The sequence below is a fragment of the Brevundimonas sp. GW821-FHT09G01 genome (assembly GCF_059416065.1).
Window position 1 is genome coordinate 119,177 of sequence record NZ_JBWKOL010000003.1, and the last position, 22,692, is coordinate 141,868.

At 70.4% G+C, this 22,692-nt stretch carries 23 protein-coding genes; 6 read left to right on the forward strand and 17 right to left on the reverse strand.

Going from position 1 to position 22,692, the window contains the following annotated elements; genetic code table 11:
- Window positions 1–5: 5 nt before the first annotated feature.
- Window positions 6–2,420: an FtsK/SpoIIIE family DNA translocase gene (locus AC07NB_RS08030; RefSeq protein WP_492311910.1), complete on the reverse strand. Its 2,415-nt coding sequence runs from the start codon at window positions 2,418–2,420 to the stop codon at window positions 6–8.
- Between the two features lie 157 nt (window positions 2,421–2,577).
- On the opposite strand from AC07NB_RS08030, the gene AC07NB_RS08035 reads away from it, so the two are divergent.
- Window positions 2,578–3,831 carry a UbiH/UbiF/VisC/COQ6 family ubiquinone biosynthesis hydroxylase gene (locus AC07NB_RS08035; protein WP_494570645.1) on the forward strand — a complete coding sequence of 418 codons (1,254 nt, stop codon included), beginning with the start codon at window positions 2,578–2,580 and terminating at the stop codon, window positions 3,829–3,831.
- Window positions 3,828–4,088: a hypothetical protein gene (locus tag AC07NB_RS08040; protein WP_494570499.1), complete on the forward strand. Its 261-nt coding sequence runs from the start codon at window positions 3,828–3,830 to the stop codon at window positions 4,086–4,088. Before AC07NB_RS08035 ends, AC07NB_RS08040 begins: the two co-directional genes overlap by 4 nt.
- Before the next feature lie 3 nt (window positions 4,089–4,091).
- On the opposite strand, the gene AC07NB_RS08045 is transcribed toward AC07NB_RS08040, so the two are convergent.
- The 5 genes from AC07NB_RS08045 to rpe form a co-directional block, all read right to left on the reverse strand.
- Window positions 4,092–4,286 (reverse strand): Trm112 family protein, encoded by a 195-nt coding sequence (locus AC07NB_RS08045; protein WP_492311908.1) that lies wholly within the window; start codon window positions 4,284–4,286, stop codon window positions 4,092–4,094.
- Between the two features lie 91 nt (window positions 4,287–4,377).
- On the reverse strand, window positions 4,378–5,037 hold the full coding sequence (locus tag AC07NB_RS08050) for an LON peptidase substrate-binding domain-containing protein (protein ID WP_492311907.1): 660 nt from the start codon (window positions 5,035–5,037) through the stop codon (window positions 4,378–4,380).
- A gap of 13 nt (window positions 5,038–5,050) precedes the next feature.
- The gene (gene trxA, locus AC07NB_RS08055; protein ID WP_492311906.1) at window positions 5,051–5,959 is read right to left on the reverse strand and encodes a thioredoxin; all 909 of its coding nucleotides are present in this window, start codon (window positions 5,957–5,959) and stop codon (window positions 5,051–5,053) included.
- Window positions 5,960–6,051: 92 nt separating this feature from the next.
- Entirely contained in the window at window positions 6,052–7,857 is a 1,806-nt protein-coding gene (locus tag AC07NB_RS08060) for a heparinase II/III family protein (RefSeq protein WP_494570498.1), read from the reverse strand.
- Complete coding sequence (rpe, locus tag AC07NB_RS08065) at window positions 7,854–8,513, reverse strand: ribulose-phosphate 3-epimerase (protein ID WP_494570497.1); 660 nt, start codon at window positions 8,511–8,513, stop codon at window positions 7,854–7,856. The genes AC07NB_RS08060 and rpe overlap by 4 nt, the downstream gene beginning before the upstream one ends.
- A 101-nt stretch (window positions 8,514–8,614) precedes the next feature.
- Between rpe and AC07NB_RS08070 the strand changes: the two genes are divergently transcribed.
- Window positions 8,615–9,082: an OsmC family protein gene (locus AC07NB_RS08070; RefSeq protein WP_291838307.1), complete on the forward strand. Its 468-nt coding sequence runs from the start codon at window positions 8,615–8,617 to the stop codon at window positions 9,080–9,082.
- Here the strand turns inward: AC07NB_RS08070 and AC07NB_RS08075 are convergent.
- The 5 genes from AC07NB_RS08075 to AC07NB_RS08095 all read right to left on the reverse strand — a co-directional run bounded on the left by AC07NB_RS08075 (window position 9,079) and on the right by AC07NB_RS08095 (window position 13,645).
- Window positions 9,079–9,996 (reverse strand): NAD(P)/FAD-dependent oxidoreductase, encoded by a 918-nt coding sequence (locus AC07NB_RS08075; RefSeq protein ID WP_494570496.1) that lies wholly within the window; start codon window positions 9,994–9,996, stop codon window positions 9,079–9,081. The genes AC07NB_RS08070 and AC07NB_RS08075 overlap by 4 nt on opposite strands.
- Complete coding sequence (locus AC07NB_RS08080) at window positions 9,974–10,438, reverse strand: Rrf2 family transcriptional regulator (protein ID WP_494570495.1); 465 nt, start codon at window positions 10,436–10,438, stop codon at window positions 9,974–9,976. Before AC07NB_RS08080 ends, AC07NB_RS08075 begins: the two co-directional genes overlap by 23 nt.
- Window positions 10,439–10,504: 66 nt before the next feature.
- Complete coding sequence (locus AC07NB_RS08085; protein WP_494570494.1) at window positions 10,505–11,257, reverse strand: dienelactone hydrolase family protein; 753 nt, start codon at window positions 11,255–11,257, stop codon at window positions 10,505–10,507.
- A gap of 174 nt (window positions 11,258–11,431) precedes the next feature.
- The gene (gene purH / locus AC07NB_RS08090; RefSeq protein WP_494570493.1) at window positions 11,432–13,036 is read right to left on the reverse strand and encodes a bifunctional phosphoribosylaminoimidazolecarboxamide formyltransferase/IMP cyclohydrolase; all 1,605 of its coding nucleotides are present in this window, start codon (window positions 13,034–13,036) and stop codon (window positions 11,432–11,434) included.
- 78 nt (window positions 13,037–13,114) lie between these two features.
- A complete protein-coding gene (locus AC07NB_RS08095) occupies window positions 13,115–13,645 on the reverse strand; it encodes a prolyl-tRNA synthetase associated domain-containing protein (RefSeq protein ID WP_494570492.1) in 531 nt (176 codons plus the stop codon).
- Between the two features lie 50 nt (window positions 13,646–13,695).
- On the opposite strand from AC07NB_RS08095, the gene AC07NB_RS08100 reads away from it, so the two are divergent.
- Window positions 13,696–14,436: a DUF6065 family protein gene (locus AC07NB_RS08100; RefSeq protein ID WP_494570491.1), complete on the forward strand. Its 741-nt coding sequence runs from the start codon at window positions 13,696–13,698 to the stop codon at window positions 14,434–14,436.
- Window positions 14,437–14,498: 62 nt separating this feature from the next.
- Here the strand turns inward: AC07NB_RS08100 and AC07NB_RS08105 are convergent, their stop codons facing one another.
- From AC07NB_RS08105 to AC07NB_RS08120, 4 genes are all read right to left on the reverse strand, one after another.
- Window positions 14,499–15,050: a CC0125/CC1285 family lipoprotein gene (locus AC07NB_RS08105; protein ID WP_291832773.1), complete on the reverse strand. Its 552-nt coding sequence runs from the start codon at window positions 15,048–15,050 to the stop codon at window positions 14,499–14,501.
- An 82-nt stretch (window positions 15,051–15,132) separates the two neighbouring features.
- Window positions 15,133–15,765 (reverse strand): LysE family translocator, encoded by a 633-nt coding sequence (locus tag AC07NB_RS08110; protein WP_291832771.1) that lies wholly within the window; start codon window positions 15,763–15,765, stop codon window positions 15,133–15,135.
- Between the two features lie 44 nt (window positions 15,766–15,809).
- Complete coding sequence (locus tag AC07NB_RS08115) at window positions 15,810–16,406, reverse strand: hypothetical protein (RefSeq protein WP_494570490.1); 597 nt, start codon at window positions 16,404–16,406, stop codon at window positions 15,810–15,812.
- An 80-nt stretch (window positions 16,407–16,486) separates the two neighbouring features.
- Complete coding sequence (locus AC07NB_RS08120) at window positions 16,487–16,948, reverse strand: translation initiation factor IF-2 (RefSeq protein WP_291832767.1); 462 nt, start codon at window positions 16,946–16,948, stop codon at window positions 16,487–16,489.
- A 177-nt stretch (window positions 16,949–17,125) separates the two neighbouring features.
- Between AC07NB_RS08120 and AC07NB_RS08125 the strand changes: the two genes are divergently transcribed.
- Window positions 17,126–18,406 (forward strand): PQQ-dependent sugar dehydrogenase, encoded by a 1,281-nt coding sequence (locus AC07NB_RS08125; protein ID WP_494570489.1) that lies wholly within the window; start codon window positions 17,126–17,128, stop codon window positions 18,404–18,406.
- Here the strand turns inward: AC07NB_RS08125 and AC07NB_RS08130 are convergent.
- The gene (locus AC07NB_RS08130; RefSeq protein ID WP_291832762.1) at window positions 18,403–19,635 is read right to left on the reverse strand and encodes an argininosuccinate synthase; all 1,233 of its coding nucleotides are present in this window, start codon (window positions 19,633–19,635) and stop codon (window positions 18,403–18,405) included. The two genes, AC07NB_RS08125 and AC07NB_RS08130, sit on opposite strands and share 4 nt — an antisense overlap.
- Window positions 19,636–19,968: 333 nt before the next feature.
- Here AC07NB_RS08130 and AC07NB_RS08135 point away from each other — a divergent pair, with 333 nt between their 5' ends.
- Complete coding sequence (locus AC07NB_RS08135; protein WP_492311898.1) at window positions 19,969–20,865, forward strand: aldo/keto reductase; 897 nt, start codon at window positions 19,969–19,971, stop codon at window positions 20,863–20,865.
- Here AC07NB_RS08135 and AC07NB_RS08140 read toward each other — a convergent pair.
- Window positions 20,849–22,684, reverse strand: a complete 1,836-nt coding sequence (locus AC07NB_RS08140) for a TonB-dependent receptor plug domain-containing protein (protein WP_494570488.1) — start codon at window positions 22,682–22,684, stop codon at window positions 20,849–20,851. The two genes, AC07NB_RS08135 and AC07NB_RS08140, sit on opposite strands and share 17 nt — an antisense overlap.
- Between the last annotated feature and the right edge of the window lie 8 nt (window positions 22,685–22,692).

Below are 22,692 nucleotides of genomic sequence, written 5' to 3' on the forward strand. Positions count from 1 at the left end.
CCCGGTCACCCCATCGGCGGCGGGCCGGCCAGGACATCGCGCTTGCCGGCGTGGTTGGCGGGGCTGACGACGCCCTCCTGCTCCATGCGCTCGATCAGGGAGGCGGCGCGGTTGTAGCCGACCTGCAGGCGGCGCTGGACATAGCTGGTCGAGGCCTTGCGGTCGCGGGTCACCACCGCCACGGCGCGATCATAGAGGTCGTCGCCCGAGCCGCCGTTTCCGCCGCCGTCATCAAAGGCGTTGTCGCCGTCGCCGTCCGGATCGTCAGTGATCAGGTCCAGGTAGTCCGGCTCGGCCTGCGACTTCAGGTGATTGCAGACGGCTTCGACTTCCTTGTCGTCCACGAACGGGCCGTGCAGGCGGGTGATACGGCCGCCGCCGGCCATATAGAGCATGTCGCCCTGACCCAGCAGCTGCTCGCCGCCCTGCTCGCCCAGGATGGTGCGGCTGTCGATCTTGGACGTGACCTGGAAGGAAATCCGGGTCGGGAAGTTGGCCTTGATGGTGCCGGTGATGACATCGACCGACGGGCGTTGCGTCGCCATGATCAGGTGGATGCCGGCGGCGCGGGCCATCTGGGCCAGGCGCTGCACGGCGCCTTCCACGTCCTTGCCGGCGACCAGCATCAGGTCGGCCATCTCGTCCATGACCACGACCAGATAGGGCATGGGCTCGGGGCGGATCTTCTCGGATTCGTAGACCGGGCGGCCCTGTTCGTCGAAGCCGGTCTGGACGGTGCGTTCGAAATGCTCGCCCTTCTCGATCGCGGCGCGGGCGCGGTCGTTGTAGCTGGCGATGTTGCGCACGCCGAGCTTGGACATCCGGCGATAGCGGTCCTCCATCTCCCGCACGGTCCACTTCAGGGCGACCACGGCCTTCTTCGGATCGGTGACGACCGGGGCCAGCAGGTGCGGAATGCCGTCGTAGACCGACAGCTCCAGCATCTTGGGGTCGATCATGATGAAGCGGCACTGGGCCGGCGTCAGCTTGTAGAGGATCGACAGGATCATGGCGTTGACCCCGACCGACTTGCCCGAGCCGGTGGTGCCCGCGATCAGCAGGTGGGGCATGCGCGCCAGGTCGGCGACATAGGGCTCCCCGCCGATGGTCTCGCCCAGCGCCAGCGGCAGCAGATGGGTCGGCTTGTCGTATTCGGTCGAGGCCAACAGGTCGCGCAGATAGACGGTCTCGCGCTTGGCGTTGGGCAGCTCGATACCGATGGCGTTGCGGCCCTGAACCACAGAGATGCGGCAGGCGCGGGCCGACATGGAGCGGGCGATGTCGTCCGACAGGGCCACGACGCGGCCGTGCTTCACACCGGGAGCGGGGACCAGTTCGTACAGGGTGACGACCGGGCCGGGGCGGATCTGGTCGATCACGCCGCGGACGCCGAACTCCTGCAACACGCCTTCCAGCATCTTGGCGTTCTGCTTCAGCGCCTCCTCGTCGACCGAGGCGACGCGCTTGACCGGCTTGGACAGCATGCCCAGCGGCGGCAGGTCGAAGCCGTCGGAAGTCGAGGATTTGGCGAAGTCGAAGGCGCCCTGGCTGTCGTCGATCTCGCGGCGTGAAGCCTTGGGGGCCTTGGTGGCGGCGACCTTGGGCTCGGGCGCGCTGCGGGCGGGTGTCGGCGCGGGGAGCGGCTCTTCCCACGGCGGGGCGCCGTCGTCGGCGTCATCAAGGCTGACGGGGGCGTAGCTCGCCTCGGGCTCCAGGTCCGGCTCCGGAGCCGGGCGGGGACGCGGCGCGGGCTTGGGCGCGGCCTCGCGGCGGGCGCGGGCGGGACGGGGCGCGTCGGAGCCGCCTCGGCCGCGGGTCCAGGCGAAGGCCTCGCCCAGGTCGGCGAGCCTCAGGCCGATGGCGTAGCCGACGCCCCACAGGCCCAGCGGCAGGAAGAGGAGCGCCCCGATGATCGGCGCGGCGCCGATGCGCAGGGCGTCGCAGGCCATCTTCAGCAGGCCGAAGACCGCATCCCCCCACAGACCCCCCAGACCGGCGGCCAGCGGCCAGGCCGCCGGATGGGTCAGGGCCGACAGGCCGGCGGACAGGGCCAGGACCCCGCCGGTGGCCGCCAGGGCCTTGAAGGGCGTCGGCTTCAGGCGCTGCTGGATGGCGTCGCCGATGGCGCCGGCGAGTCCAAAGGCGATCAGCAGCAGGGCGCAGGGCCAGGCCGCCAGGCCCAGGGACTGCATGAACAGGTCGGCGAACAGGGCGCCGTTGGCCCCCAGCCAGTTGGTCGGCGCGGCGCTCGACGCGGCGTTCAGGCTGGGGTCGGCCGGATTCCACGAGATCAGGGCCACCACCAGCAGGGTCGCCAGCAGGGCCTGCAGCACGCCGCGGAAGCGCACCACGAAGGGCGCGTCCCACAGGATGCGGGCGCTGACCCAGGCGCGTTGACCGAGGGCGAGGGCGGCGGACATGCGAAGAGCGGACTCCGGACAAGGCTTCGGAGCCGCCTTTGTCGCGCGCAGAGGGTTAAGGGGCTGTTTACCAGAGGCGGTGCGGGGACGTGATTAGTGGCTGATGCGCGACCTTCGCGCACTGGACGCCGGCGCCCCGCAGAGCGACAACCGCTCCATGAGCACGCCTGATCGCTATGACGTCATCATCGCCGGCGCCGGCATGGCCGGGGCGACCTTCGGCCTCGCCGCCGCCCAGGGCGGCCTGAAGGTCGTGCTGGTCGATCCGCAGCCCTTCTCGGCCCAGCTGGCTCCGACCTTTGACGGGCGCTCGACGGCGATCGCCTTTTCCACCTTCCGCATGCTGGACGCCCTGGGCGTCGGGGCGGCCTTGCGCCCCCACGCCTGCCGCATGGACCGGATCCTGGTGACTGATGGACGGCGGCCGGGCGCGGCGAGCCGGAGCGCCTCATCGGCCTTCCTGCGCTTCGACGCCGACGAGATCGGTGATCGGACAGACGGCGAGCCGCTGGGCTATATGGTCGAGAACCGCCGCATCCGCTCGGCCCTGGCCGAGGCGATCACCGCCGCCGGGATCGAGGTCCGGGCCCCCGCCGCCGTCGCCTCGGTCGAGACCGGCCCGGCGCGGACACGGGTGACGTTGGCGGACGGCGTGGTGCTGGAGGCGTCGCTGGTTGTCGGGGCCGAGGGCCGCGCCTCGCCGGTGCGCAAGGCGGCGAAGATCGACACCGTCGGCTGGGGTTATGGCCAGAGCGGGGTGGTGGCGACCGTGTCCCTGGGCCGGGACCACGGCAATGTCGCCCATGAGTATTTCCTGCCTGCCGGGCCCTTCGCCATCCTGCCCCTGACGGACCAGCGCGCCAGCCTGGTATGGACCGAGACGACACGCCGAGCCGATGCGCTGAAGGCGGCGTCGGACGAGGCCTTCCACGCTCATCTGATGCGGCGCTTCGGCGACTATCTGGACGAAGTCTCTGTGGTGGGACCACGCTTCGTCTATCCGTTGTCCCTGCAGTTGGCCGAGCAGCTGACGGCAGCCCGCACCGCCCTGATCGGCGACGCCGCCCACGCGGTCCATCCGGTGGCCGGGCAAGGGCTGAACATGGGGCTGAAGGACGCCGCCGCCCTGGCCGAAGTGCTGATCGAGGCGATGCGCACGGGCGAGGACATCGGTTCGGAGATCGTGTTGGACCGCTACGCCCGCTGGCGGCGGTTCGACAACGCCGCCCTCGCCGCCGGCTTCGACGGCTTCGTCCGCCTGTTCTCCAACGACCTGCCGCCCGTGCGGCTGGCGCGCAATCTCGGCATCGCCGTGGTCAACCGCATCCCGGCGCTGCGCCGCGCCTTCATGCATGAGGCCGGCGGCGCGACGGGCGACCTGCCGCGGCTGCTGCGGGGTGAATTGGTGTGAGCCGCGTCCTGGCCCTCATCGGGATCGCGGCCTTCCTGGCCGGCTGCGCCACCGTCGCGCCCACGGGGCCGAACACGCGGGAGTTCTCGGCTCTCGTGCCCGACCATGTCGTTCGCCAGGTCGATTGCGTCTTTATCGCCGAGGAAGGGTCGGAGTGGACCTGCCGCTACCAGCGGTGGACGGCCGAAGGGCGTTGGGAGCCGCGCGAAGCCATTGTGGCCCGCGACGGGGGCCGCTGGGTCCTGATCGACGGCTGAAGCCTAGTCCAGCTGACGCGCCTCTTCCGGCAGCATGATCGGCACGCCGTCGCGGATAGGGAAGGCCAGCTTGGCGCCCGCCGACACGAGTTCCTGGGCCTCGCGGTCATAGGTCAGCTTGCCGCGCGTGACCGGGCAGACCAGCACCTCGAGAAGACGCGGATCGACGGTATTGGGAGTGTGGAAGGCGTCGGACATTCTGGAAGGGTATAGGGTCGGGGGCCGAGGGTCGAGGGCGGCAGGCGCGACTCAAAGCCCTCATCCCTGGACTCTCAGGCCTCGACCCTCGTCACTGCATCGACGGGATTTCGCCCTCGCCGTCGCCGGCGGCGCCGATGCGCATCAGGGCGGTCAGGACCTCGGCGCGAGCGTCGAGGTTGGCGGCTTCCAGCAGGGCCTGTTTCTCGGAAGGCTCGAAGGGCAGGGCCATGGCCAGGCTGTTGACCAGGGCCTCGGGCGGGGCGGTCTCGGCCGTGTCCCAGTCGATATCGAGGCCGCGGGTCTCCAGATAGGCCTTCAGCGCGTCCAGGAACCCCTCGCGGTCCAGTCCGCCCTCGCCGGCGGGCGGGGCGGTCAGGTCGCCTTCCCAGGCTTCGAAGGCCGCGCGCACCTGCCGGTAGGGCGCCTGGGTCGGTAGCTCGGTGATGATGCGATAACGCGCCACCCCGGTCAGGGTGATCAGATACCGGCCGTCCGAAGTCTCGTTGAAGCTGGTGATCCGTCCCGCGCAGCCAATGGGCGACAGGCTGGGCAGGGGGCCAAGCCCCCCGGTCGGCTGGATCATGCCGATGATGCGGTCCCCGGCCATGGCGTCGTCGACCATGTTCAGATAGCGCGGCTCGAAGATGTTCAGCGGCAGTTGGCCGCGCGGCAGCAGCAGCACCCCGGACAGCGGAAAGACGGGGATCACCTGCGGCAGGTCGGCGGCCCTGATATACCCTTGAGCCACCGCGACCTCCTCCTTAAGCGAACAGCAGCGAGGACAGACGGCGGCGGCCGTCGCGGGCCACTTCCGAGGTCGCGCCGGCGGCGTCGAACACCGTCAGCAGCTGTTTGCGGGCGGCCTGCTCGTTCCACTCGCGATCAGCGGCGACGATCTTCAGCAACTGGTCGACCGCGCCCTTGAAGTCGCCCGAGGCGGCCAGGGCCTGGGCCAGGTCGAAGCGGGTCTGGTGGTCGTTCGGATCGGCGGCCAGCTTCGCTTCCAGCTCGGCGGCGGCGCCGCTCGGAGCGGCTGAGGCCAGGGACAGCTGGGCGCGGACCGACTGGACCGTGGCGTCGCGCGAATCCTGCGGGGCCATGGCGATGGTCTGGCGCGCCTGATCGACATCGCCGTCGGCCAGATAGACCCGGGCCATGCCGGCGATGGCCTTCTCGTGGCCCGGCTCCAGCGTCAGCACATGGGCGAAGGCCTGGGCGGCGCCGCCCAGATCGTTGAGCGACAGGGACTCCTCGCCCAGCGACAGCAGTTGCTCGACATCGGAGTTGGCGCTCGTTCCGCCGGTCAGCTTGTCGATGAAGGCCTTGATCTGGCTCTCGGGCACCGCGCCCTGGAAGCCGTCGACCGGCTGGCCGTTGACGAAGGCGTAGACGGTGGGAATCGACTGCACCCGCAGTTGGCCCGCATAGGCGGGGTTCTTGTCGACGTCGATCTTGACCAGCTTCACCGCTCCGCCGGCGGCGCGCACGGATTTCTCCAGCAGCGGCGTCAGGGTGCGGCAGGGCCCGCACCAGGTGGCCCAGAAATCGACCAGCACGGGCTGCGTCTTGGAGGCCTCAATCACATCGGCCATGAAGCCGGCGTCGGAGCCTTCCTTGATCAGGTCCCCATTGGCGTTGGGCGGCAGGTCGGTCGGGTCGGCGAGGGTCATGTCGGTCCTGGTCTCGGATCAGTCGTAACGCGTCAGGTCGTCAGATGGTCGCGTCGGGCGCCGCGCTCAAGGGTCGAAGCGCGGCGGGCGCATTAGGAAGGATCGTTGCCGGCGCCCGCGGGGCTGAGCTTCCAGCGGATCTTGGTCTCCGAATCCGTCCGGGCCGAGCCGCGCACGACGATCTGCAGCGAGCGGCGGGTCAGGCCCTCGTCCACATGGACGGACGGTTCAATCGCGACATCCGGCCCGTCGGTGCGGAACCACCAGCCTCGGCCCGAATGGCCGCGCAGCAGGATGGAGCGGCGGTCACGGGCCAGGGAGGCCTGGACGCCCGGTTCAAGCTGGAACCGCACGGCGTAGGGGGCGGCGATGGCGCGGACGACCTCCTTCTGGCCCGGGGCGGGGTGCAGCCGCTCCTCGGCGCGCAGCTCGTCGAGGCGCTGGTCCAGATAGAGGCGGCGCTGGTGCAGCAGGCCGAACTCATGAACCCAGCCGTCATGCTCGATCTCCAGCCAGACGGCGCCTTCGCCATCTCTCTGGTTGGCCTCCACATGGAGCGGACGGCCGACGAGGCGGGGGCCCAGCAGCTCGCTCTTCCAGCCCCCCAGCGGCTCGCCCGTCGAGGTCTCGCCCAGGGTCAGGGTGGAATGGCCGGGCGTCAGGCGGAGGCCCTGCCGGTCGGCGGCGCGGGGCGTCCAGCCGCAGCCGGTGACCAGCCGGTCCTTGCCGCAGACGATCTCCAGCGACAGGGGCTGGGCGCAGGCGGCCGAGGACCACGGGCCGCGGGCGGGCGGGGCGGTGTCGGCGAAGACGGTCAGCAGCGGGCTGCGGATGCGCGTGGCGCCGGCGACGGTTCCGGCCCCGTCGGCGGGCTCGGCGTCCGTGCCCCGCGCGGCGGCGACGCGGGCCGCGGTCGACGGGCCTCCACCCTGCAGCGTGGCCAGGCGGCCGTCGGGAAGGGTCTGGATCCGCAGGGCGGCGCCGAGGCGGGCGATGGCGGCCGCGGCGGCGTCGGGCAGGGGTTCGGACAGCTGGCCCAGCCCGTCCTCAAGCGCCAGCAGGTCAAGCAGCAGCTCGAGTCCGGCCTCTGGGCTGCGGCTGGCGTGGCCGCCGTCGGGACCGACGGCGCGGGGCAGGGCGCGCGACAGGCGGCCCAGCGCCTTGCGGCGGATCGAGGCGCCCGGCGCGCCGGCCAGGACGCAGCCGATCACGGCGGCGGCGGTCAGGCGTTCGGCGCGGGTGGCGACCCCGCCGGGCGGGCGCAGCAGCTGGCGGCCCTGACGGCCCAGCACATCGGCCAGCTTCAGCCGCTCGGCCTCGGTGGCGACCTGTCCCATGCGCCGGGCGGCGCAGGCCAGGTTGACCGCACGGCGGGCCAGGATGTCGGGATCCCAGGCGAAGGGCGACCAGCGGACGAAGACCTCGGCCCAGATCAGGGTCAGCCGCAGGGCCTCGCGCGCGCCGCGCTCACCCTGGGTCATCAGCGACGGCAGCCAGGCGAAGGCGTGCAGATCGACGGCGAAGGCGCGGGTCGGGCTGGGGCGGTTGAACGGATCCTCGGGCGCCGGGGCTTCGAGGCTTGAGCCGGCGAGGACGAAACGACCGCCCAGGACGCCCTTGCCGACGGCCGGATCGACCGGGCGGAAGTCGCGGGGGGTGGAGGCGAAGCTCTGGGCGGTGCGGCCCCTCAGCGTCAGGGCGTAGCCGGGCAGGCCGTAAGCCTCGATCCACAGCTGGCGGCTCAGCAGGCGTCCGGCGATGGCGGGCCACAGGGCCGGGCCGGTGCTGGCGCCGGTCGCGCGCACCGGTGTGCGGACGGGCGCGCCGCGCAGGCCCGGGATCTCGCCGGGCGCGGGTCCGTCGCCTTCCGGCGGGGCGAAGGGTCCCAGGGGGCTCACGCGGACTTCAGGGCCTGGATGTTGGCGGCGTAGGCGTCGGGGCCGCCCTTGAACACGAACGAGCCGGCCACGAGGGTGTCGGCCCCGGCGGCGACGCAGGCGGCGGCGTTGGCGCTGGTCACTCCGCCGTCGACCTGCAGGTGCGCCTGCGATCCGGCGGCGTCCAGCAGGGCGCGGGCCTTCTCGATCTTGCGCAGGGTGGTCGGGATGAATGACTGGCCGCCGAACCCCGGATTGACCGACATCAGCAGGACCAGATCGACCAGCTCTACCACCTCTTCCAGGATCGTCAGGGGGGTGCCGGGGTTCAGAACGACGCCGGCCTTGGCGCCCAGCTGGCGGATGCGGCCAAGGGTGCGGTGCAGGTGCGGTCCGCTTTCCGGGTGGACGGTCAGAATGTCGGCGCCCGCATCCCGATAGGCTTCCAGCCAGGGATCCACGGGGGCGACCATCAGGTGCACATCGAAGGTCTTCTTCGTGTGCGGCCGGATGGCCTTCACGATGTCGGGGCCCAGGGTGATGTTGGGCACGAAATGCCCGTCCATCACATCGATATGGATCCAGTCGGCGCCCGCGGCGTCCAGCGCGCGGACCTCCTCGCCCAGCTTCGAGAAGTCGCTGGCGAGGATGGAGGGGCAGATAAGGGGGGCGGCCATGCCCCCGGATAAGGCGGGTCGCGGGCGCGGGCAAGCCGGGCGCCGGGTTCACGCGCGCAACCGTGCTACACGGTTTGGTCATCACAGCCGGGGAGCCCGCCATGAGTGAATACGTCGCCACCGTCGAATGGGTCCGGGGAGACCAGCCCTTCCTCGACAACAAATACGCCCGGGCCCACGACTGGCGCTTCGACGGCGGGGCGGTGGTGCGGGGCTCGTCGGCCCCGGGCAGCGTGCCGGTCCCCCTGTCCGATCCCGCCGCCGTGGATCCGGAGGAGGCGCTGGTGGCCGCCGTGTCCAGTTGTCACATGCTGTTCTTCCTCGCCTATGCGGCGAAGGACGGCTTCGTGGTCGACCGCTATCTGGATCAGGCCGTGGGCGTGATGGGGCGGGACGAGCGCGGCAAGGTCTCGATCACCGCGGTGACCCTGAGGCCCGCGGTGGCCTTCTCGGGCGACAAGCGGCCGGATGCGGCGGCGATCGCCGACCTGCACCATCGCTCGCATGAGCACTGCTACGTCGCCAACTCGATCCGGGCGCCGGTGACGGTGGAGCCGCAACCGGCCTAAGCAGCATCTTCCTCGATCAGGGATCGGTGCAGGGCGATGCCGGCCATAACGCCGTCGGCGGCGGCCAGGGTGACATTCGACATGACGCGCGCCGCATCCCCGGCGGCGAAAACGCCCGGGACGGTGGTCTGTTTCATCTCGTCGGTGCGGATCATCTGGCCGACGGGCGTGTCCTCGATCTCGCAGCCCAGGGCCTGGGCGAGGTCGCCGTTCAGGCGCAGGCGCGGGCCGACGAAGAGCGCCTTCAGCGGAACCAGCCGTCCGTCCGCCAGCCTCGCGCCGTCCAGCGCCGGGCCTTCGCCCTCCAGCGCGGCCACCGGCGTGGCTTCGACGGTGACGCCGCGCCGCGCCAGCATCCGCGACTGATCGGCGTCGGGCTCCAGCTTTCCGTCCAGGAACAGGACCACCTGCCCCCATTCGGCGACCATGACGGCCTGGTGGACCGACATCGGACCGGCGCCGAGCACGCCGATCGGACCGCCGCCGATCTCATAGCCGTGGCAGTAGGGGCAATGCAGGACGGTCCGCCCCCAGCGCTCCTTCACCCCGGGAAGATCGGGCAGGATGTCCTGGACGCCATAGGCCAGCATCAGCCGTCGGCCCGTGACCCGTGCGCCGTCGGCCAGATCGACCTCGAAGCCGCAACGGCCCTGACGCGCGTTCACGACTTCGCCGCGCCGGAAGGCGGCGGTGGGGTAGGCGGAGACCTGGGCGCGGGCCTCGGCGGCGATCTCGGAGCCCGGCACGCCGTCGCGGCCCATGACGCCGTGAGCGCGGGCGGCGAAGCGGTTGCGCGGGCGATTGTCGTCGATGACCAGCACGCGCCGCCGGGCTCGGGCCAGCTGCATCGCCGCATTCAGCCCGGCGTACGAGCCGCCGATGATGATGGCGTCATGCGGCATGGTCGGATCCACGGGAGCCTCCGGTGTTGAGCTGGGCCTTCCGGTCGGCGAAATCCGCGGCCAGGTCGGCGAGGGTGATGTGCGCCAGCCGGGCCTCGATGAGGGCCCGGGCCTCGGCGTAGGCGGCCTCCAGCGAGCGATTGACCGCCGCCTCGACCAGACAGCCGTGGCTTTCGACCGGCGGCGCTTCCGGGGTCAGCGCCGGTTCTCCCAACGCCGCGTGCACGTCGCGCAGGGTGATGCCCGACAGGGGCCGCGCCAGCCGCCAGCCGCCGCCATGCCCACGCTCCGAGGTGACAAGACCGCCTTCGCGCAGCCCGGCCATGGTGCGTCGGACGACGACGGGGTTGGTCTGCAGACAGACAGCGAGCGCATCCGAGGTCATCGGCGCGTCGGCGTCTCCCATGTGCAACAGGGCGTGCAGGACGCCGGAGAGTCGTGAATCCCGTTTCATGTAACTTCAATTGTTACGTGATGGGCTGATCGTCAAGGGCGGCGCGCGATAATTCCGGAAACGGGATCAGGCCGGGGCGACCGCCACATCTTCCAGCAGGGCGACGAAGCGTCGCACGGCCTCATCGGCCAGCTCGGGGTGGTAGCGCATCGGCTTGGCCGCGCCGGGCTCGTCGAAGGCGTGGGTGCCCTCGGCGATCCAGGTCTCCACGTCCGCGCCGCAGTTACGAACCATGGCGTGGACGGTCTCGGCGTTGCGTACCGTGGTCAGGTGGTCGCCGCGGGAGATGACGGCGAGGGTCTTGGGGCAGTGCTTCCACGGCCGCATGCGGTTCAGGGCGGCGACGCCGATGTAGGGGTAGGCCAGGTAGACGGCGCGGACCCCGTCCAGACTGACCGCGCCGGGGTCGGCCAGGCCCAGCATGCGGTCATGCCGCTCCGAGCTCATCGCCTCCATGATGCCCCAGCCGCCGTGGCTCCAGCCGGCCAGGGCGACGCGTGAGGCATCCACGTCCCGCCTGCGGGACACGCCGTCCAGTGCGGCCAGGACGTCACCGGCGCGCTTGTCGCCGCGCAGGACCAGTCCGGTGCAGACCGTCATCAGGGCCCGTTCGCGACTCCAGCCGCGCGGGCCGTAGGAGTCGACGATGAAGGCGCGCCAGCCCGCGGCCCTGGCGGCCTCGGCGTAGCGCGGAAGGTGGTCGCGCAGGCCGCCGCAGCCGTGGAACAGGATCACCGCCGGGCGCGGCCGGTCATCCTCGGGTCCGACCACGGCCACGCCGGGTTCGAGCATCGTCCAGCGGGCGGCGAGGGTGTCCATGGACAGGAGCTTAGCGGGAAGCGCCGGTGCGTCGAAGTGATTAGTGGTTAGTGATTAGTGGGTGGCTGGATCAGCCTCCGGCCCGAGGTTCGGAACCGCCGGCGCTCGCGACATCGAACCACTAATCACTAACCACTAATCCCTAGCTGGGCGCCCTGCCTGCCGCAGATGGCGCTAGTGCCTGAACACCCGCACGCCCGTGAAGGCCATGGCGATGCCCTTCTCGTCAGCGGCGGCGATGACCTCGGCGTCGCGCATCGAGCCGCCTGGCTGGATCACGGCCGTGGCGCCCGCCGCGACCGCTTCCAGCAGGCCGTCGGCGAAGGGGAAGAAGGCTTCCGACGCACAGGCCGAACCCTCCGCCAGCGAATGAGCCAGACCCTTGGCCTCGCCGGCTTCGCGCGCCCGGATGGCGGCGATGCGGGCCGAGTCCCGGCGGTTCATCTGGCCGGCCCCGATGCCGGCGGTCTGGCCGTCCTTGGCGTAGACGATGGCGTTGGACTTGACGTGCTTGGCGACGGTGAAGGCGAACAGCATGTCCTGGATCTCGGTCGGCGTCGGCTGGCGGCGCGTGACGATCTTCAGGTCCGAGGGCCGGATCAGGCTGCGGTCGCGGCCCTGCACCAGGAAGCCGCCAGCGACCGAACGGAACACCTCGCCCGGGCCGTGCGGATCCGGAAGACCGTCGGTGATCAGCAGGCGCAGGTTCTTCTTGGCGGCGAAGACCTCGCGGGCTTCGTCATCAGCGCCGGGGGCGATCACGACCTCGGTGAAGATGCCGGTGATGGCGCGCGCGTCGTCGCCGTTCAGCGGGCGGTTGACCGCGATCACGCCGCCGAAGGCCGAGACGGCGTCGCATTCCAGCGCGCGGGCGTAGGCTTCCGACAGATCCTTGCCGACGGCGACGCCGCAGGGGTTGGCGTGCTTGACGATGACGCAGGCCGGGGCCTCGAACTCGGCCACCAGCTCATAGGCGGCGTCGGCGTCGGCGATGTTGTTGTAGCCCAGTTCCTTGCCCTGGATCTGGGTGGCGTGGGCGACGCCGGGGCGGGCCTCGCCGGTGCGGTAGAAGGCGCCCGTCTGGTGCGGGTTCTCGCCGTAGCGCAGGGTCTGGGCGAGGGAGCCCGAGATCGATTTGCGGGCCGGGGCTTCGTCGCCGACCTGGCCGGCGAACCAGCCCGAGACGGCGGCGTCATAGGCGGCGGTGCGGGCGAAGGCGCGGGCGGCCAGGCGCTTGCGCAGCTCCAGGGTCGTGACGCCGTCGGCCTTCAGCGCGGCCAGGACATGGTCCACCGCGTCCTTGTCGACGCAGACGGCGACGTAGCCGTGGTTCTTGGACGCCGAGCGGATCATGGCCGGGCCGCCGATGTCGATATTCTCGACCGCCGCCTCGAAACCGCCGCCCGAGGCGACCGTGGTCTCGAAGGGATAGAGGTCGATCCAGGCGATATCGATGCCGCCGATGCCGTGCTCGGCCATGGCCGCCGCGTGGCTGGGCTCGTCGCGGACGCCCAGCAGGCCGCCGTGGACCACGGGGTGCAGGGTCTTGACCCGGCCGTCCATCATCTCGGGGAAGCCGGTCAGATCGGCCACGTCCTTCACCGGCAGACCGAACCCGGCGATGGCGGCGCGGGTGCCGCCGGTCGAGACCAGTTCGACGCCGAGATCGTGCAGGGCGCGCGCGGCGTCCTCCAGTCCGGTCTTGTCGCTGAGCGAGATCAGGGCGCGCTTCGGCGCCACGCGGTCCGGCGCGGGGGGAAAGTCGGGAGCGGCGGGCATGGCGGCGTCCGTATGCTGAGGGGTCGGGGAGACGCGCGGGGCTCTAGCACTGTCCGGCGGCGGATAGAACCGGGGAGGTCAGATCAACTCGGAGAAATCGACCACGATCGGCTCCCGCCCCATCGCCGCCAGCGCCTTGCGGAACTGATCCTGCGCCATCGCCGTCGTCGCCGTGTTCGTCAGAGGGTGGAAGTTGACGATGTCCGCGTCCCACAGGGCCTTGTCGAGGACGAAGGTCACGCGGTGGTCGGGGTCGTTGATAAGTCCCAGCGCCGTGACCGAGCCGGGGCGCAGGCCCAGGGTCTCGTAGAGCAGGCCCTCATTGCCGAAGGACAGCCGGTCAGAGCCTATGGTCTTCGGCGCGCGCTTCAGGTCGATGACCGTGTCCTGCCGGGCCGAGATCAGCCACAGCTTCCCCTTCTTGTCCTTGAGGAACAGGTTCTTGGTGTGGGCTCCGGGCATGGCCGCCTTGAGCTCCAGCCCCTCCTCGACGCGGAAGACGGCCGGATGGTCATGGGTGACCTGTTCGATCCCGTGCTCGGCCATCCACGCCAGCAGGCGGTCACGGTTGAAAAGCGGTTCGGGCGGGTTCGGGTTGTCTTCGGTCATGCGGGGTCGTTAGGAGAGGGACGCTTTCGCTTACCCGCCGGAGACCGCCTGTGGAACTGGAATGCTACCCGATGGCGCCGCAGCCGCCGGACCTGGTGCCCGGCCGGGTGTCGCGGGACTGGATGGACGCCTTCGCCAGCCGGCATCCCTACCGCTGCCTGCCGCTGAACATGGCCAACACGACGGGCTGGGAGATTCTGTGCCCGTTCGGCTTCACGGCCGAGTGGAACGGCGGGCCGACCCAGGCCGACATCGTCATCACGCCCGAGCGGACGACGCCGAACGTGGCCCATTTCGTCACCTCCCACTTCACGCGCGGCATCCTCACCCTGCACCCGCAGTATCTGTTCCGCACGCCGCCGGGCTGGGGGATGCTGGCGGGGGGCGCGCCCAACCATGTGAAGGACGGCATCCAGCCGCTGGTCGGTCTGATCGAGACCGACTGGCTGCCCTTCCCCTTCACCATGAACTGGGCCTTCACCCGCCCGGGCAAGATCAGGTTCGAGAAGGGCGAGCCCTTCTGCTTCATCACCCCGGTCGAGCACCGCAAGGTCGAGGCCTTCCAGCCGGTGATCCGGACGCTGGAGTCCAATCCGACCATGAAGGGCCAGTATGACGCCTGGCTGAAGGCGCGCAGCGACTTCAACCACCGCCTCGCCTCGGGCGATCCCGACGCGGCCAAGGAGGCGTGGCAGCGCTTCTACTTCAAGGGCGAGATCCCCGAGGAACTGGGCTCGGCCCCCTCCACCCACACCAACAAGCGGCGGCTGAACAACCCGCGGGTGGGATAGAGCAAACAAAAGGCCCCGCCGGATCGACCGGCGGGGCCTTCGTCAGTTCAGGCTCGGAGACCTCAGCCGCGCGGAACGCGGGGACCGAGGTTGTTGATCACCTCGCGGGCGTCGAAGGCGTTCGGATCGCCGGCCGGCTTGGCGCCGCGACCGAAGACGATCTCGGCGGTGGCCTCGAACCGGTCGATCTCGCGAACGTCAAAGTCCGGACCGAACGGATCGCGGTAACCCCACGGGCTCCACAGGCCGCGGCGGTAGTAGCGCCACGACGGACCCCAGAAGGGGCTGTACCGGTCATAATAGAAGGGATCCGGCGTGCCCGTCAGGCGCACGTCGCGGTCGGTGGCGCGGTTGACGGTGGCGAACCAGTCGTGGCCGCTTTCCAGCGTCAGTTCGGCCGCGCGCAGCAGCAGGGACATCTCGACCTGCTCGCGCGAGGTCACCGAATTGCCGGCGAAGCTGACGCGGTAGCGGTCGGCGTCGACGCGCTGCTCGGAATAGCCGTAGCGGCTTTGCGGGCCGGCCGGACCATAGGGCGTGGCCGTGGCGCAGGCGGACAAGGCGAGCGCCGCCGCCGTCGCCAACAGCACGGGCTTCAGGAAACGGATGTTCATGGGATGCTCCTTGACGCGTCACTACGCGCCCTGACGGCTGAACGGGACATGAACGGCGCCGGTTCCCGCACCCGGCAAGCCGTTATAAACGTGAAAGAATAAGCACGGCGGCGGCGAGCAGCAAGGCGCCCGTCAGGAAGGCGAACCCCTTGCGGAAGCGGGGTTCGGACATGCGCCGGGCCAGCGCAGCCCCACCTAGACCGTAGGCGGACATGCTGAGCACGTCCATTCCGATGGTGGCCGCGGCGAACAGAGCCAGCTGCGGCGCGGCGGGCCGGTTCACGTCCAGGAAGGGCGGCAGGACGGCGGTGAAGAACAGCACCGCCTTGGGATTGGCGATCTGCACCATGAAGCCGTCGACGATGGCGCTGCGGCCCATCTTCACGGCCGGCGCGTCCGGCTGGGCGGCGGTGGAGAACGCGCCGCGCCAGGCGCGATAGCCCAGCCAGGCGACATAGAGGGCTCCGGCCACCGAGATGATGCGGAAGACCTGCGGGAAGGCGACCACCAGGGCGCCGAGGCCCAGCGCCGCGGCGCCGAACCAGACCAGGGTGGCGGCGTTCATGCCGACGACGCCCAGAAGCGCGCCGGCCTTGCCCCTCTGCACGCCGTTGGCGACCGAGAAGATATTGGCTGGGCCCGGGGTGATCGCCATCACGGCCATCACGCCCAGGAAGGTCGCATACAGGTGCGGATCGACGGGCAGGCTGGCCATGGCCCGATGTCGGGCCGCGACCGGTTGCGGTCAAGCCGTGAGGATCAGCGGGCGTCGTTTTTGGCGGGCGGCGCGGGCGGCGCGGCCGGGACCGCTTCGACGGGGGTATCGAGATGGACGCTGATCTCGCCGGCGCTCGCTTCGTCGATGGCGTCCAGCGCCTCGCCGACGGCGTACTCGGCCATCAGGCCGTAGGTGGCCATGTGTTCGGGATCGTTCGAGGCCCAGGCGCCGTTGCTCGCTACGCCGCTCGCGACCCGCAGGGCGCCGGATTCCTCGACGGCGTTCATGGCTTCGGCGACGATGCCCTCGACGTCGATCTCGGCCAGGGCCGCGCCGGCGATGGCGCCGACGTGTTCCGAGATGGTGGCGGTGAAGGCGGAGACGTCCGGCTCATACTCGGCCCAGATCTGGGCGATGCGGATCTTCTTCTGCGCGTCGGTCAGGCTGTCATCATCGGAAACGGCCTCGGCGCGTTCGCCGTAGGCTTCCATGCGGGCCTCGAAGCGGTCGGCGGCGGCCTCGATGGCCGCCTCGGCGGCGTCCGATGAGGATCCGGTCGCGGTCTGCGGATCGGCCGCGAGCGCCGCCGACAACGGCAGGACGGCGAGGGCGGCGGCGAGGGAGAGGGCCTTGATCATCGAACGGCTCCGGGGAAGGGCAGGACCCGAAGGTCCGCCCAACCCCGTTCGATCTCAAGTGAAATCGCCGTAACGCGTGCTTACTGAGCTGCGGCCGGGGCCGCCGGCGCCGCGGTCAGCGCCTGGGCGATGCCCGCGCGCATCTGCTCGGGAATGCTGCGGATCGCGGCCGGAGCGGCGTTGGCGGCGTTCACGATTTCATCGCGCCGGGCCGCGTTCTCGGGCTTGTCGGCCATGGCGCGCAGGAAGGTCTCCAGGTCGGCGGCGAAGGCGTTAATTTCGGGGGCGTGACGGTCGATGATGGCGTTGGTCTCGGTCGCCTTGGTCGCGTTGTCCTTGGTGGTGTCCGACATCACCGCTTCCAGTTCTTCGCCGATCCCCTCCATGGAGGCCTGGAAGGCCTGGCCCTTGGCCTCCATGGCCGCTTCCTCGGGCGAGGGGGCGGGCGCGGCGGCGGCGGGCGGGGCCGGCGGCGCGGTCTGGGCCAGCACGGGGGTGGTGATGAGGGCGGTCGAGACGGCCAGGATCAGGCGCAGGGACATGGGTCTTCCATCGAAACTAAAGGGGCCGCGGCGGCCCGTCCGAGCCACCGTGGCGCATTTCCGTGTCGCTGACGAGACGGCTTTCGCGGCTCAGCTTCAGCCGCTCCGGTTTGATGCTGGACCATTTTTTGGATTCAGGTCGATCCGACCTGAAGCAAAAATGGTCTAGGGTCGGCCATGCGCCGTTCGGCCCTGATCCTGTCCGCCCTGTTCGCCGTGGTCGCGGCCCCGCCCGTGGCCGGCCAGTCAGCCACGCGCGCCTATGCGGTTCAGGGCGACTGCGCAGGCCGGCCGGCGACCCTCGTCGGCATGGCGCAGGGCTATTGTCTCGGTCTCGTCTGGCAGCGCGCCGCCGTGGGACCGCGCATGCCCCGGACCCTGTTCGAGCTCGACGACGGTGACTGGCTGGTCGCAGACCTCGGCACCTGGGACGCCGGGCGTGGCGCGCTGTGGCGGCTGTCGACGGCTTCGGGCCAACCGCGATGGACGCGTCTTCTGGCGGAGCTGTCCATGCCGCACACGATCGCGCGCGGTCCGGACGGACGTCTCTACGTCGCCGAGATGAGCCGGATATTCGCATTCGATCCCGCCCGTCCCGATCGTACGACCGCCGTGGTCGAGGGCCTGCCCGACAACCGGCTGCACGAGAACCGCCACCCCCTGTCGAGTTTCATCTTCGACGCCGACGGCGCGCTTCTGGTCAATGTCGGCGCGCCGTCCGATCGGTGCCTGGACGCCCGGGGCGCGCCGCGGCGGAACGCCGGCGGCCTGTGCGCCGAAGACGACGACCAGGCCATGGTGCGGCGCTACGCCTACCTCGGCGACGGCCGCTGGAGCGCGGACTGGACGCCTTGGGCGACCGGGCTGAGAAACTCCGTTGCGATGGCGAGGCACGCCTCGGGCGCGATCTACCAAGCCGAGAACTCCGTCGACCTGCTGACGCCGGACCGGCCGTTCGACGAGATCAACCGGCTGAGGCGGGGCGGCGACCACGGCTGGCCCTATTGCACAGACATGGCGACGGCGATGCCGGGCTGGACCGCGCGGCAGGCGCGCTGCGGGTCGCGAACCGCGCCCGTCTCGCTGCTGCCGCCCCACGCCGCGCCCTTGGCGATGCTCTATTACGACGGGGAGATGTTCCCCGAGCTGCGGGGCCGGATGCTGATGAGCTGGCACGGATACCGGCGGGCGGCGGGGCGGATCGTGGCGATCGAAACCGACGCGGAAGGCGCGCCCCTGACAGACGCGCGCGCCCGCTACGCCATCTATCCGCGCGGCTCACTGCCCTATCCGGCCGATGCGCCGGCGCCCCGGGGCCGGGTGCTGACGCCGGCCTGGAACGCGCAGGCCGGCCGTCATCCCATGGGGGCGCCGGTCGGTCTGGCGGTGGCGCGCGACGGCTCGATCTGGATCGCGGACGACCGCAACGCGGCCATCCTCCGGATCGCTCGACCCTAGCCCTGGCGCTTGTCGCGCTTGCCCAGCACGCGCAGGCGCAGGGCGTTCAGCTTGATGAAGCCCTCGGCGTCGTGGTGGTCATAGGCCTGGACGCCTTCCTCGAAGGTCACAAGGTCCTGGTCGTACAGGCTCAGGGGGCTTTCGCGGCCGATGATCGAGACATTGCCCTTGTAGAGCTTGACCCGGACCGTGCCGGTGACCTTGGCCTGCGAGTGGTCGATCGCGGCCTGAAGCATCTCGCGCTCGGGCGAGAACCAGAACCCGTTGTAGATCAGGTGGGCGTATTTGACCGCCAGCTCGTCCTTCAGGTGCATCGCGCCGCGATCCAGGGTGATGGACTCGATGCCGCGGTGGGCGGCCAGCAGGATGGTGCCGCCGGGGGTCTCATAGACACCGCGCGACTTCATGCCGACGAAGCGGTTCTCGACCAGGTCGAGGCGGCCGACGCCGTTGTCGTGACCCAGTTCGTTCAGCTTGGTCAGGATCGTGGCCGGGGACATGGCCACGCCGTCGATGGAGACGGCGTCGCCCTTCTCGAAGCCGAGGGTGAAGATCGTCGCCTTATCGGGCGCGTCTTCCGGGGCGATGGTGCGCTGGTGCACGAACTCGGGCGCCTCGACGGCCGGGTCTTCCAGGACCTTACCCTCGGACGAGGAGTGCAGCAGGTTGGCGTCGACCGAGAACGGGGCTTCGCCGCGCTTGTCCTTGGAGATCGGGATCTGGTGTTTCTCGGCGAAGTCGAGCAGGGCCTCGCGGCTGCGGAACTCCCACTCGCGCCAGGGGGCGATGACGTGGATGTCCGGATCCAGGGCGTAGTAGCCCAGCTCGAAGCGGACCTGGTCGTTGCCCTTGCCGGTGGCGCCGTGACAGACGGCGTCGGCGCCGACCATCTTGGCGATCTCGATCTGGCGCTTGGCGATCAGCGGGCGCGCGATCGAGGTGCCCAGCAGGTACTGGCCCTCATAGACGGTGTTGGCGCGGAACATCGGGAAGACGAAGTCGCGCACGAACTCCTCGCGCAGGTCGTCGATGAAGATGTTCTCGGGCTTGATGCCCAGCTTCAGCGCCTTCTCGCGCGCCGGGCCCAGTTCCTCGCCCTGGCCCAGGTCCGCCGTGAAGGTGATGACCTCGGCGTTATACTCGGTCTGCAGCCACTTCAGAATGATCGAGGTATCCAGGCCGCCCGAATAGGCCAGCACGACTTTCTTGGGAGCGGAGGACGACGACATGGGGCAGAATCCTTCGGCGAACGCGGGGAGGCGTTCCTCTTTGCGCGCGCTTAAAGGACCAGACGCCGCGCGATGCAAGGGCGGGATTGGGGCGGCGGCCCCGCTTTCACGTTGAGGCGGCTCCGGCGCGGTTTTCAAAGGCCACGCCTGAATGAGGTTTTCGCGAAATTTCCTGTGGATTTCCGGCCTGCCCCGGCGCGCGGGCAAGCCATACCGATAGGGATCAAGGGTTTGAATTAAGGCCGGTTTGCGGCCCTACCGGCGTTCGTTCGGTAAGATTCGGTCAAGGTCCTGGAAGGGCGGTCTTAAGCTTTCGCGCTGCAAGGTCCGGCAGTGATCCCGAACCGCGCCCCGTCTCCGGTCGAAAAGCTGGCTCTCGCCGTCGTGCACCAGCCTGAACGCGCCATGCCCGCGCCCGCCGGCGCGCGCGAGGAGGCCCTGCGGTTCCTGCTCCAGACCGCCGCCGACGCCGGCGTCACCGTGGTGGCGTCCAAGCCGGACGGCGATGGCGAGCGCTGGCTGGGTCAGGCCTGGCCCTTCCCGTCGCCCTTCAAGGTCACCGTGCGCACCGTCTCCATCGAGGAGGGCGTCGATCGGGTCGAGGCCCGCGCCCGCCGCTCCCTGGAGCGGATGGGCCTGCCGCGCGGCGACACCCTGCTGGCGTCGAACGCCACCGATCTGGTCGGGGCCGAGGGCCGCGCCCTGTGGGACCGCATGCAGTCGCTCAAGGATCGGGGCCTGTTCCGCCGCATCGGCTTCTGCGCCACCGTCGAGGACGGCCCGGCGCTGCTGGCCCGACGCTTCCAGCCGGACGTGGTCCAGCTGCCGTGCAGCCTCCTGGATCAGCGGGTCCACCGCTCAGGCGCCCTGGACGAGATCGCCGAGCTGGGCGCCGACATCCACCTGTCGTCGGTGTTCGCCGGTGGACTGCTGTTCATGAGCGGCGACGCCCTGCCGGCCGATATGGCGCATCACGCGCCGCAGCTGTCGCGCATCCGCCGCCGTCTCGCCGAGGCCCGCGTCGATCCGATGCAGGCGACGCTGGCCTACACCCTGGGTCTGCCGCAGGTCGCCGCCGTGGTGGCCAGCGCCGCCTCGGCCGCCGAACTGCGCGCCGTGGTGGCCGCCGCCCATGCGCCGGCGCCGGCGCTGGACTGGCAGAGCCTTCAGCTCGAGCACCCGGCCGCCGCAGCGGCCGGGCCTCGCGCGCGGATCAGTAGCGCAGCCTGATCCCGACGTAGCCGGAGCGACCCGGCTCGCCGTATCCCAGCACCTGTTGGTAGTGCTTGTCGGCCAGGTTCTCGACCCGGGCCGTCAGGGTGACGTTGTCGGTCAGAACGTAGGCCGCGTTCAGGTTCGCCGTGACGAAACCTTCGCGCGTCGCGGCCGTGGCCGAGTTGGTGTCAGGCTCGTCGCCTTCGGCACGCACGGTCAGGGCGCCCGACAGGCGATCGCCGGTCCAGCCCAGGGTCGCCGAGCCCGCATGTTCCGGCACCCGCGCCAACGCACGGCCGTTGCTCTCGTCCTTTGCGTCGGTCCAGGCGTAGGCCAGGCTCAGGTCGAAGCCGCCGCCCAGCAGGGCCCGGCCTTCCAGCTCGACCCCGTCCGTCGCCGTCTCGGCCAGGTTGATGTAGTAGCTGTCGAAGGTGGCCGGATCGAAGAAGTAGGTGATCTGGTCCTCCACCGAGAGGTGGTAGGCGGTCGCCCGGCCTTCGATGCGGCCGTCAGCCGATCGCCAGCCGATCGCCGCTTCATAGCCTTCGGCCTTTTCCGGACGCAGGGTCGGGAAGGGGATCGACGAGAAGCAGAAGTCGCAAACCGCCTGGCTGACCGACGGAGCCTTGAAGCCCGTGCCGTAGGCGCCCGACAGGGTGAAGCCGTAACCGAAGTCCCACGCCGCCGAGACGCGCCCGGTGGTCCTGGAGCCGAAGTCGTCAGTGTCGTCGAAGCGCAGGCCGCCGGTGACGCTGAGGGCGTCGGTGACCTGATAGCGGCCCGTGCCGAAGACCGAGGTGGTTCCCAGATCGACCTTGGCGCCCGTCGAGATGCTGCCTTCGCTCTCTTCGCGCTCGGCGCCGAAGGCGTAGGTGGCGGCGCCGGTCTCGCCGTTGGCCTGCCAGCGGTAGGCCTGGCGGTCGGCTTCAAAGACCGAACCGAAGGCGCTGAAGGTCTCGCGCTCGATGTTCGAGGCCGAGACGCTGAACTGATGGTCCAGGCCGAAGGCTTCGACGCCGGCGCGGGTGAAGCCCGACCATTGCTCGGATTCCGAACGGTCGGCGTTGTCTGAAACCGGGAAGCCGTTATCGAGGTCGGCCTCGCTGCGCGACCAGCGGGCCGAGCCCTCCAGCTTCACCGTCGGGGAGACGGCGTAGCGGCCGCGAACGCCCACGGTGGTGTTTTCGAAGCCGTCGGCCTCAGGATTGCCGTTGGCCTCATCGGCGACGGAGACGCCGTCGGTGGTGAAGCGCGAGACATAGCCGCCCAGCGCCCAGGTCTCATTGGCCACGCCGCCGGCGAGGCGGCCGCGCACAGTGCCGAAGCTGCCGGCCTCGGCCTCGGCGCGAACATCGTCGATTTCCTTGGTGGTGAAGGCGATCACGCCGCCGATGGCGTCGGAACCCCACAGCGAGGACTGCGGGCCGGACAGGACCTCGATGCGCTCGATGTCGCCCAGGTCGAAGCCCGAGAAATCATAGGCGCCGTTGGGCTCGGCCGCGTCGTTGACCGGCGCGCCGTCCACGAGGACCAGGGTCTTGCCGGGGGTGGCGCCCCGCATGCGGACCTGGGCGACGCCGCCTAAGGCGCCTGAGCGGGTCACCGACAGGCCGGGAACGTCGGACAGGATGTCGGCGGCGAAGACGGCGCCCCGCTGTTCGATGGTCCGGCTGTCGATCACGCGGGCGCCGGGCGTGTCGGCGACGATGGAGGGAATGCGGGTGGCGGTGACCACGATCTCGGGCAGGGAATCGTCCTGCGCCTCCTGGGCGAAGGCGGGACCGGCGAAGGCCGCGGCCATGGCCGCGGTGGAAAGCAGAATGGAGCGCTTCATGAGCGAAA

Bases quoted from the DNA above. Each gene is read 5' to 3' on its own strand.
- AC07NB_RS08030 (WP_492311910.1), bottom strand. From the start codon at position 2,420: ATGTCCGCCGCCCTCGCCCTCGGTCAACGCGCCTGGGTCAGCGCCCGC.
- AC07NB_RS08035 (WP_494570645.1), top strand. From the start codon at position 2,578: ATGAGCACGCCTGATCGCTATGACGTCATCATCGCCGGCGCCGGCATG.
- AC07NB_RS08045 (WP_492311908.1), bottom strand. From the start codon at position 4,286: ATGTCCGACGCCTTCCACACTCCCAATACCGTCGATCCGCGTCTTCTC.
- trxA (WP_492311906.1), bottom strand. From the start codon at position 5,959: ATGACCCTCGCCGACCCGACCGACCTGCCGCCCAACGCCAATGGGGAC.
- rpe (WP_494570497.1), bottom strand. From the start codon at position 8,513: ATGGCCGCCCCCCTTATCTGCCCCTCCATCCTCGCCAGCGACTTCTCG.
- AC07NB_RS08070 (WP_291838307.1), top strand. From the start codon at position 8,615: ATGAGTGAATACGTCGCCACCGTCGAATGGGTCCGGGGAGACCAGCCC.
- AC07NB_RS08080 (WP_494570495.1), bottom strand. From the start codon at position 10,438: ATGAAACGGGATTCACGACTCTCCGGCGTCCTGCACGCCCTGTTGCAC.
- AC07NB_RS08085 (WP_494570494.1), bottom strand. From the start codon at position 11,257: ATGGACACCCTCGCCGCCCGCTGGACGATGCTCGAACCCGGCGTGGCC.
- purH (WP_494570493.1), bottom strand. From the start codon at position 13,036: ATGCCCGCCGCTCCCGACTTTCCCCCCGCGCCGGACCGCGTGGCGCCG.
- AC07NB_RS08095 (WP_494570492.1), bottom strand. From the start codon at position 13,645: ATGACCGAAGACAACCCGAACCCGCCCGAACCGCTTTTCAACCGTGAC.
- AC07NB_RS08105 (WP_291832773.1), bottom strand. From the start codon at position 15,050: ATGAACATCCGTTTCCTGAAGCCCGTGCTGTTGGCGACGGCGGCGGCG.
- AC07NB_RS08110 (WP_291832771.1), bottom strand. From the start codon at position 15,765: ATGGCCAGCCTGCCCGTCGATCCGCACCTGTATGCGACCTTCCTGGGC.
- AC07NB_RS08115 (WP_494570490.1), bottom strand. From the start codon at position 16,406: ATGATCAAGGCCCTCTCCCTCGCCGCCGCCCTCGCCGTCCTGCCGTTG.
- AC07NB_RS08120 (WP_291832767.1), bottom strand. From the start codon at position 16,948: ATGTCCCTGCGCCTGATCCTGGCCGTCTCGACCGCCCTCATCACCACC.
- AC07NB_RS08125 (WP_494570489.1), top strand. From the start codon at position 17,126: ATGCGCCGTTCGGCCCTGATCCTGTCCGCCCTGTTCGCCGTGGTCGCG.
- AC07NB_RS08130 (WP_291832762.1), bottom strand. From the start codon at position 19,635: ATGTCGTCGTCCTCCGCTCCCAAGAAAGTCGTGCTGGCCTATTCGGGC.
- AC07NB_RS08140 (WP_494570488.1), bottom strand. From the start codon at position 22,684: ATGAAGCGCTCCATTCTGCTTTCCACCGCGGCCATGGCCGCGGCCTTC.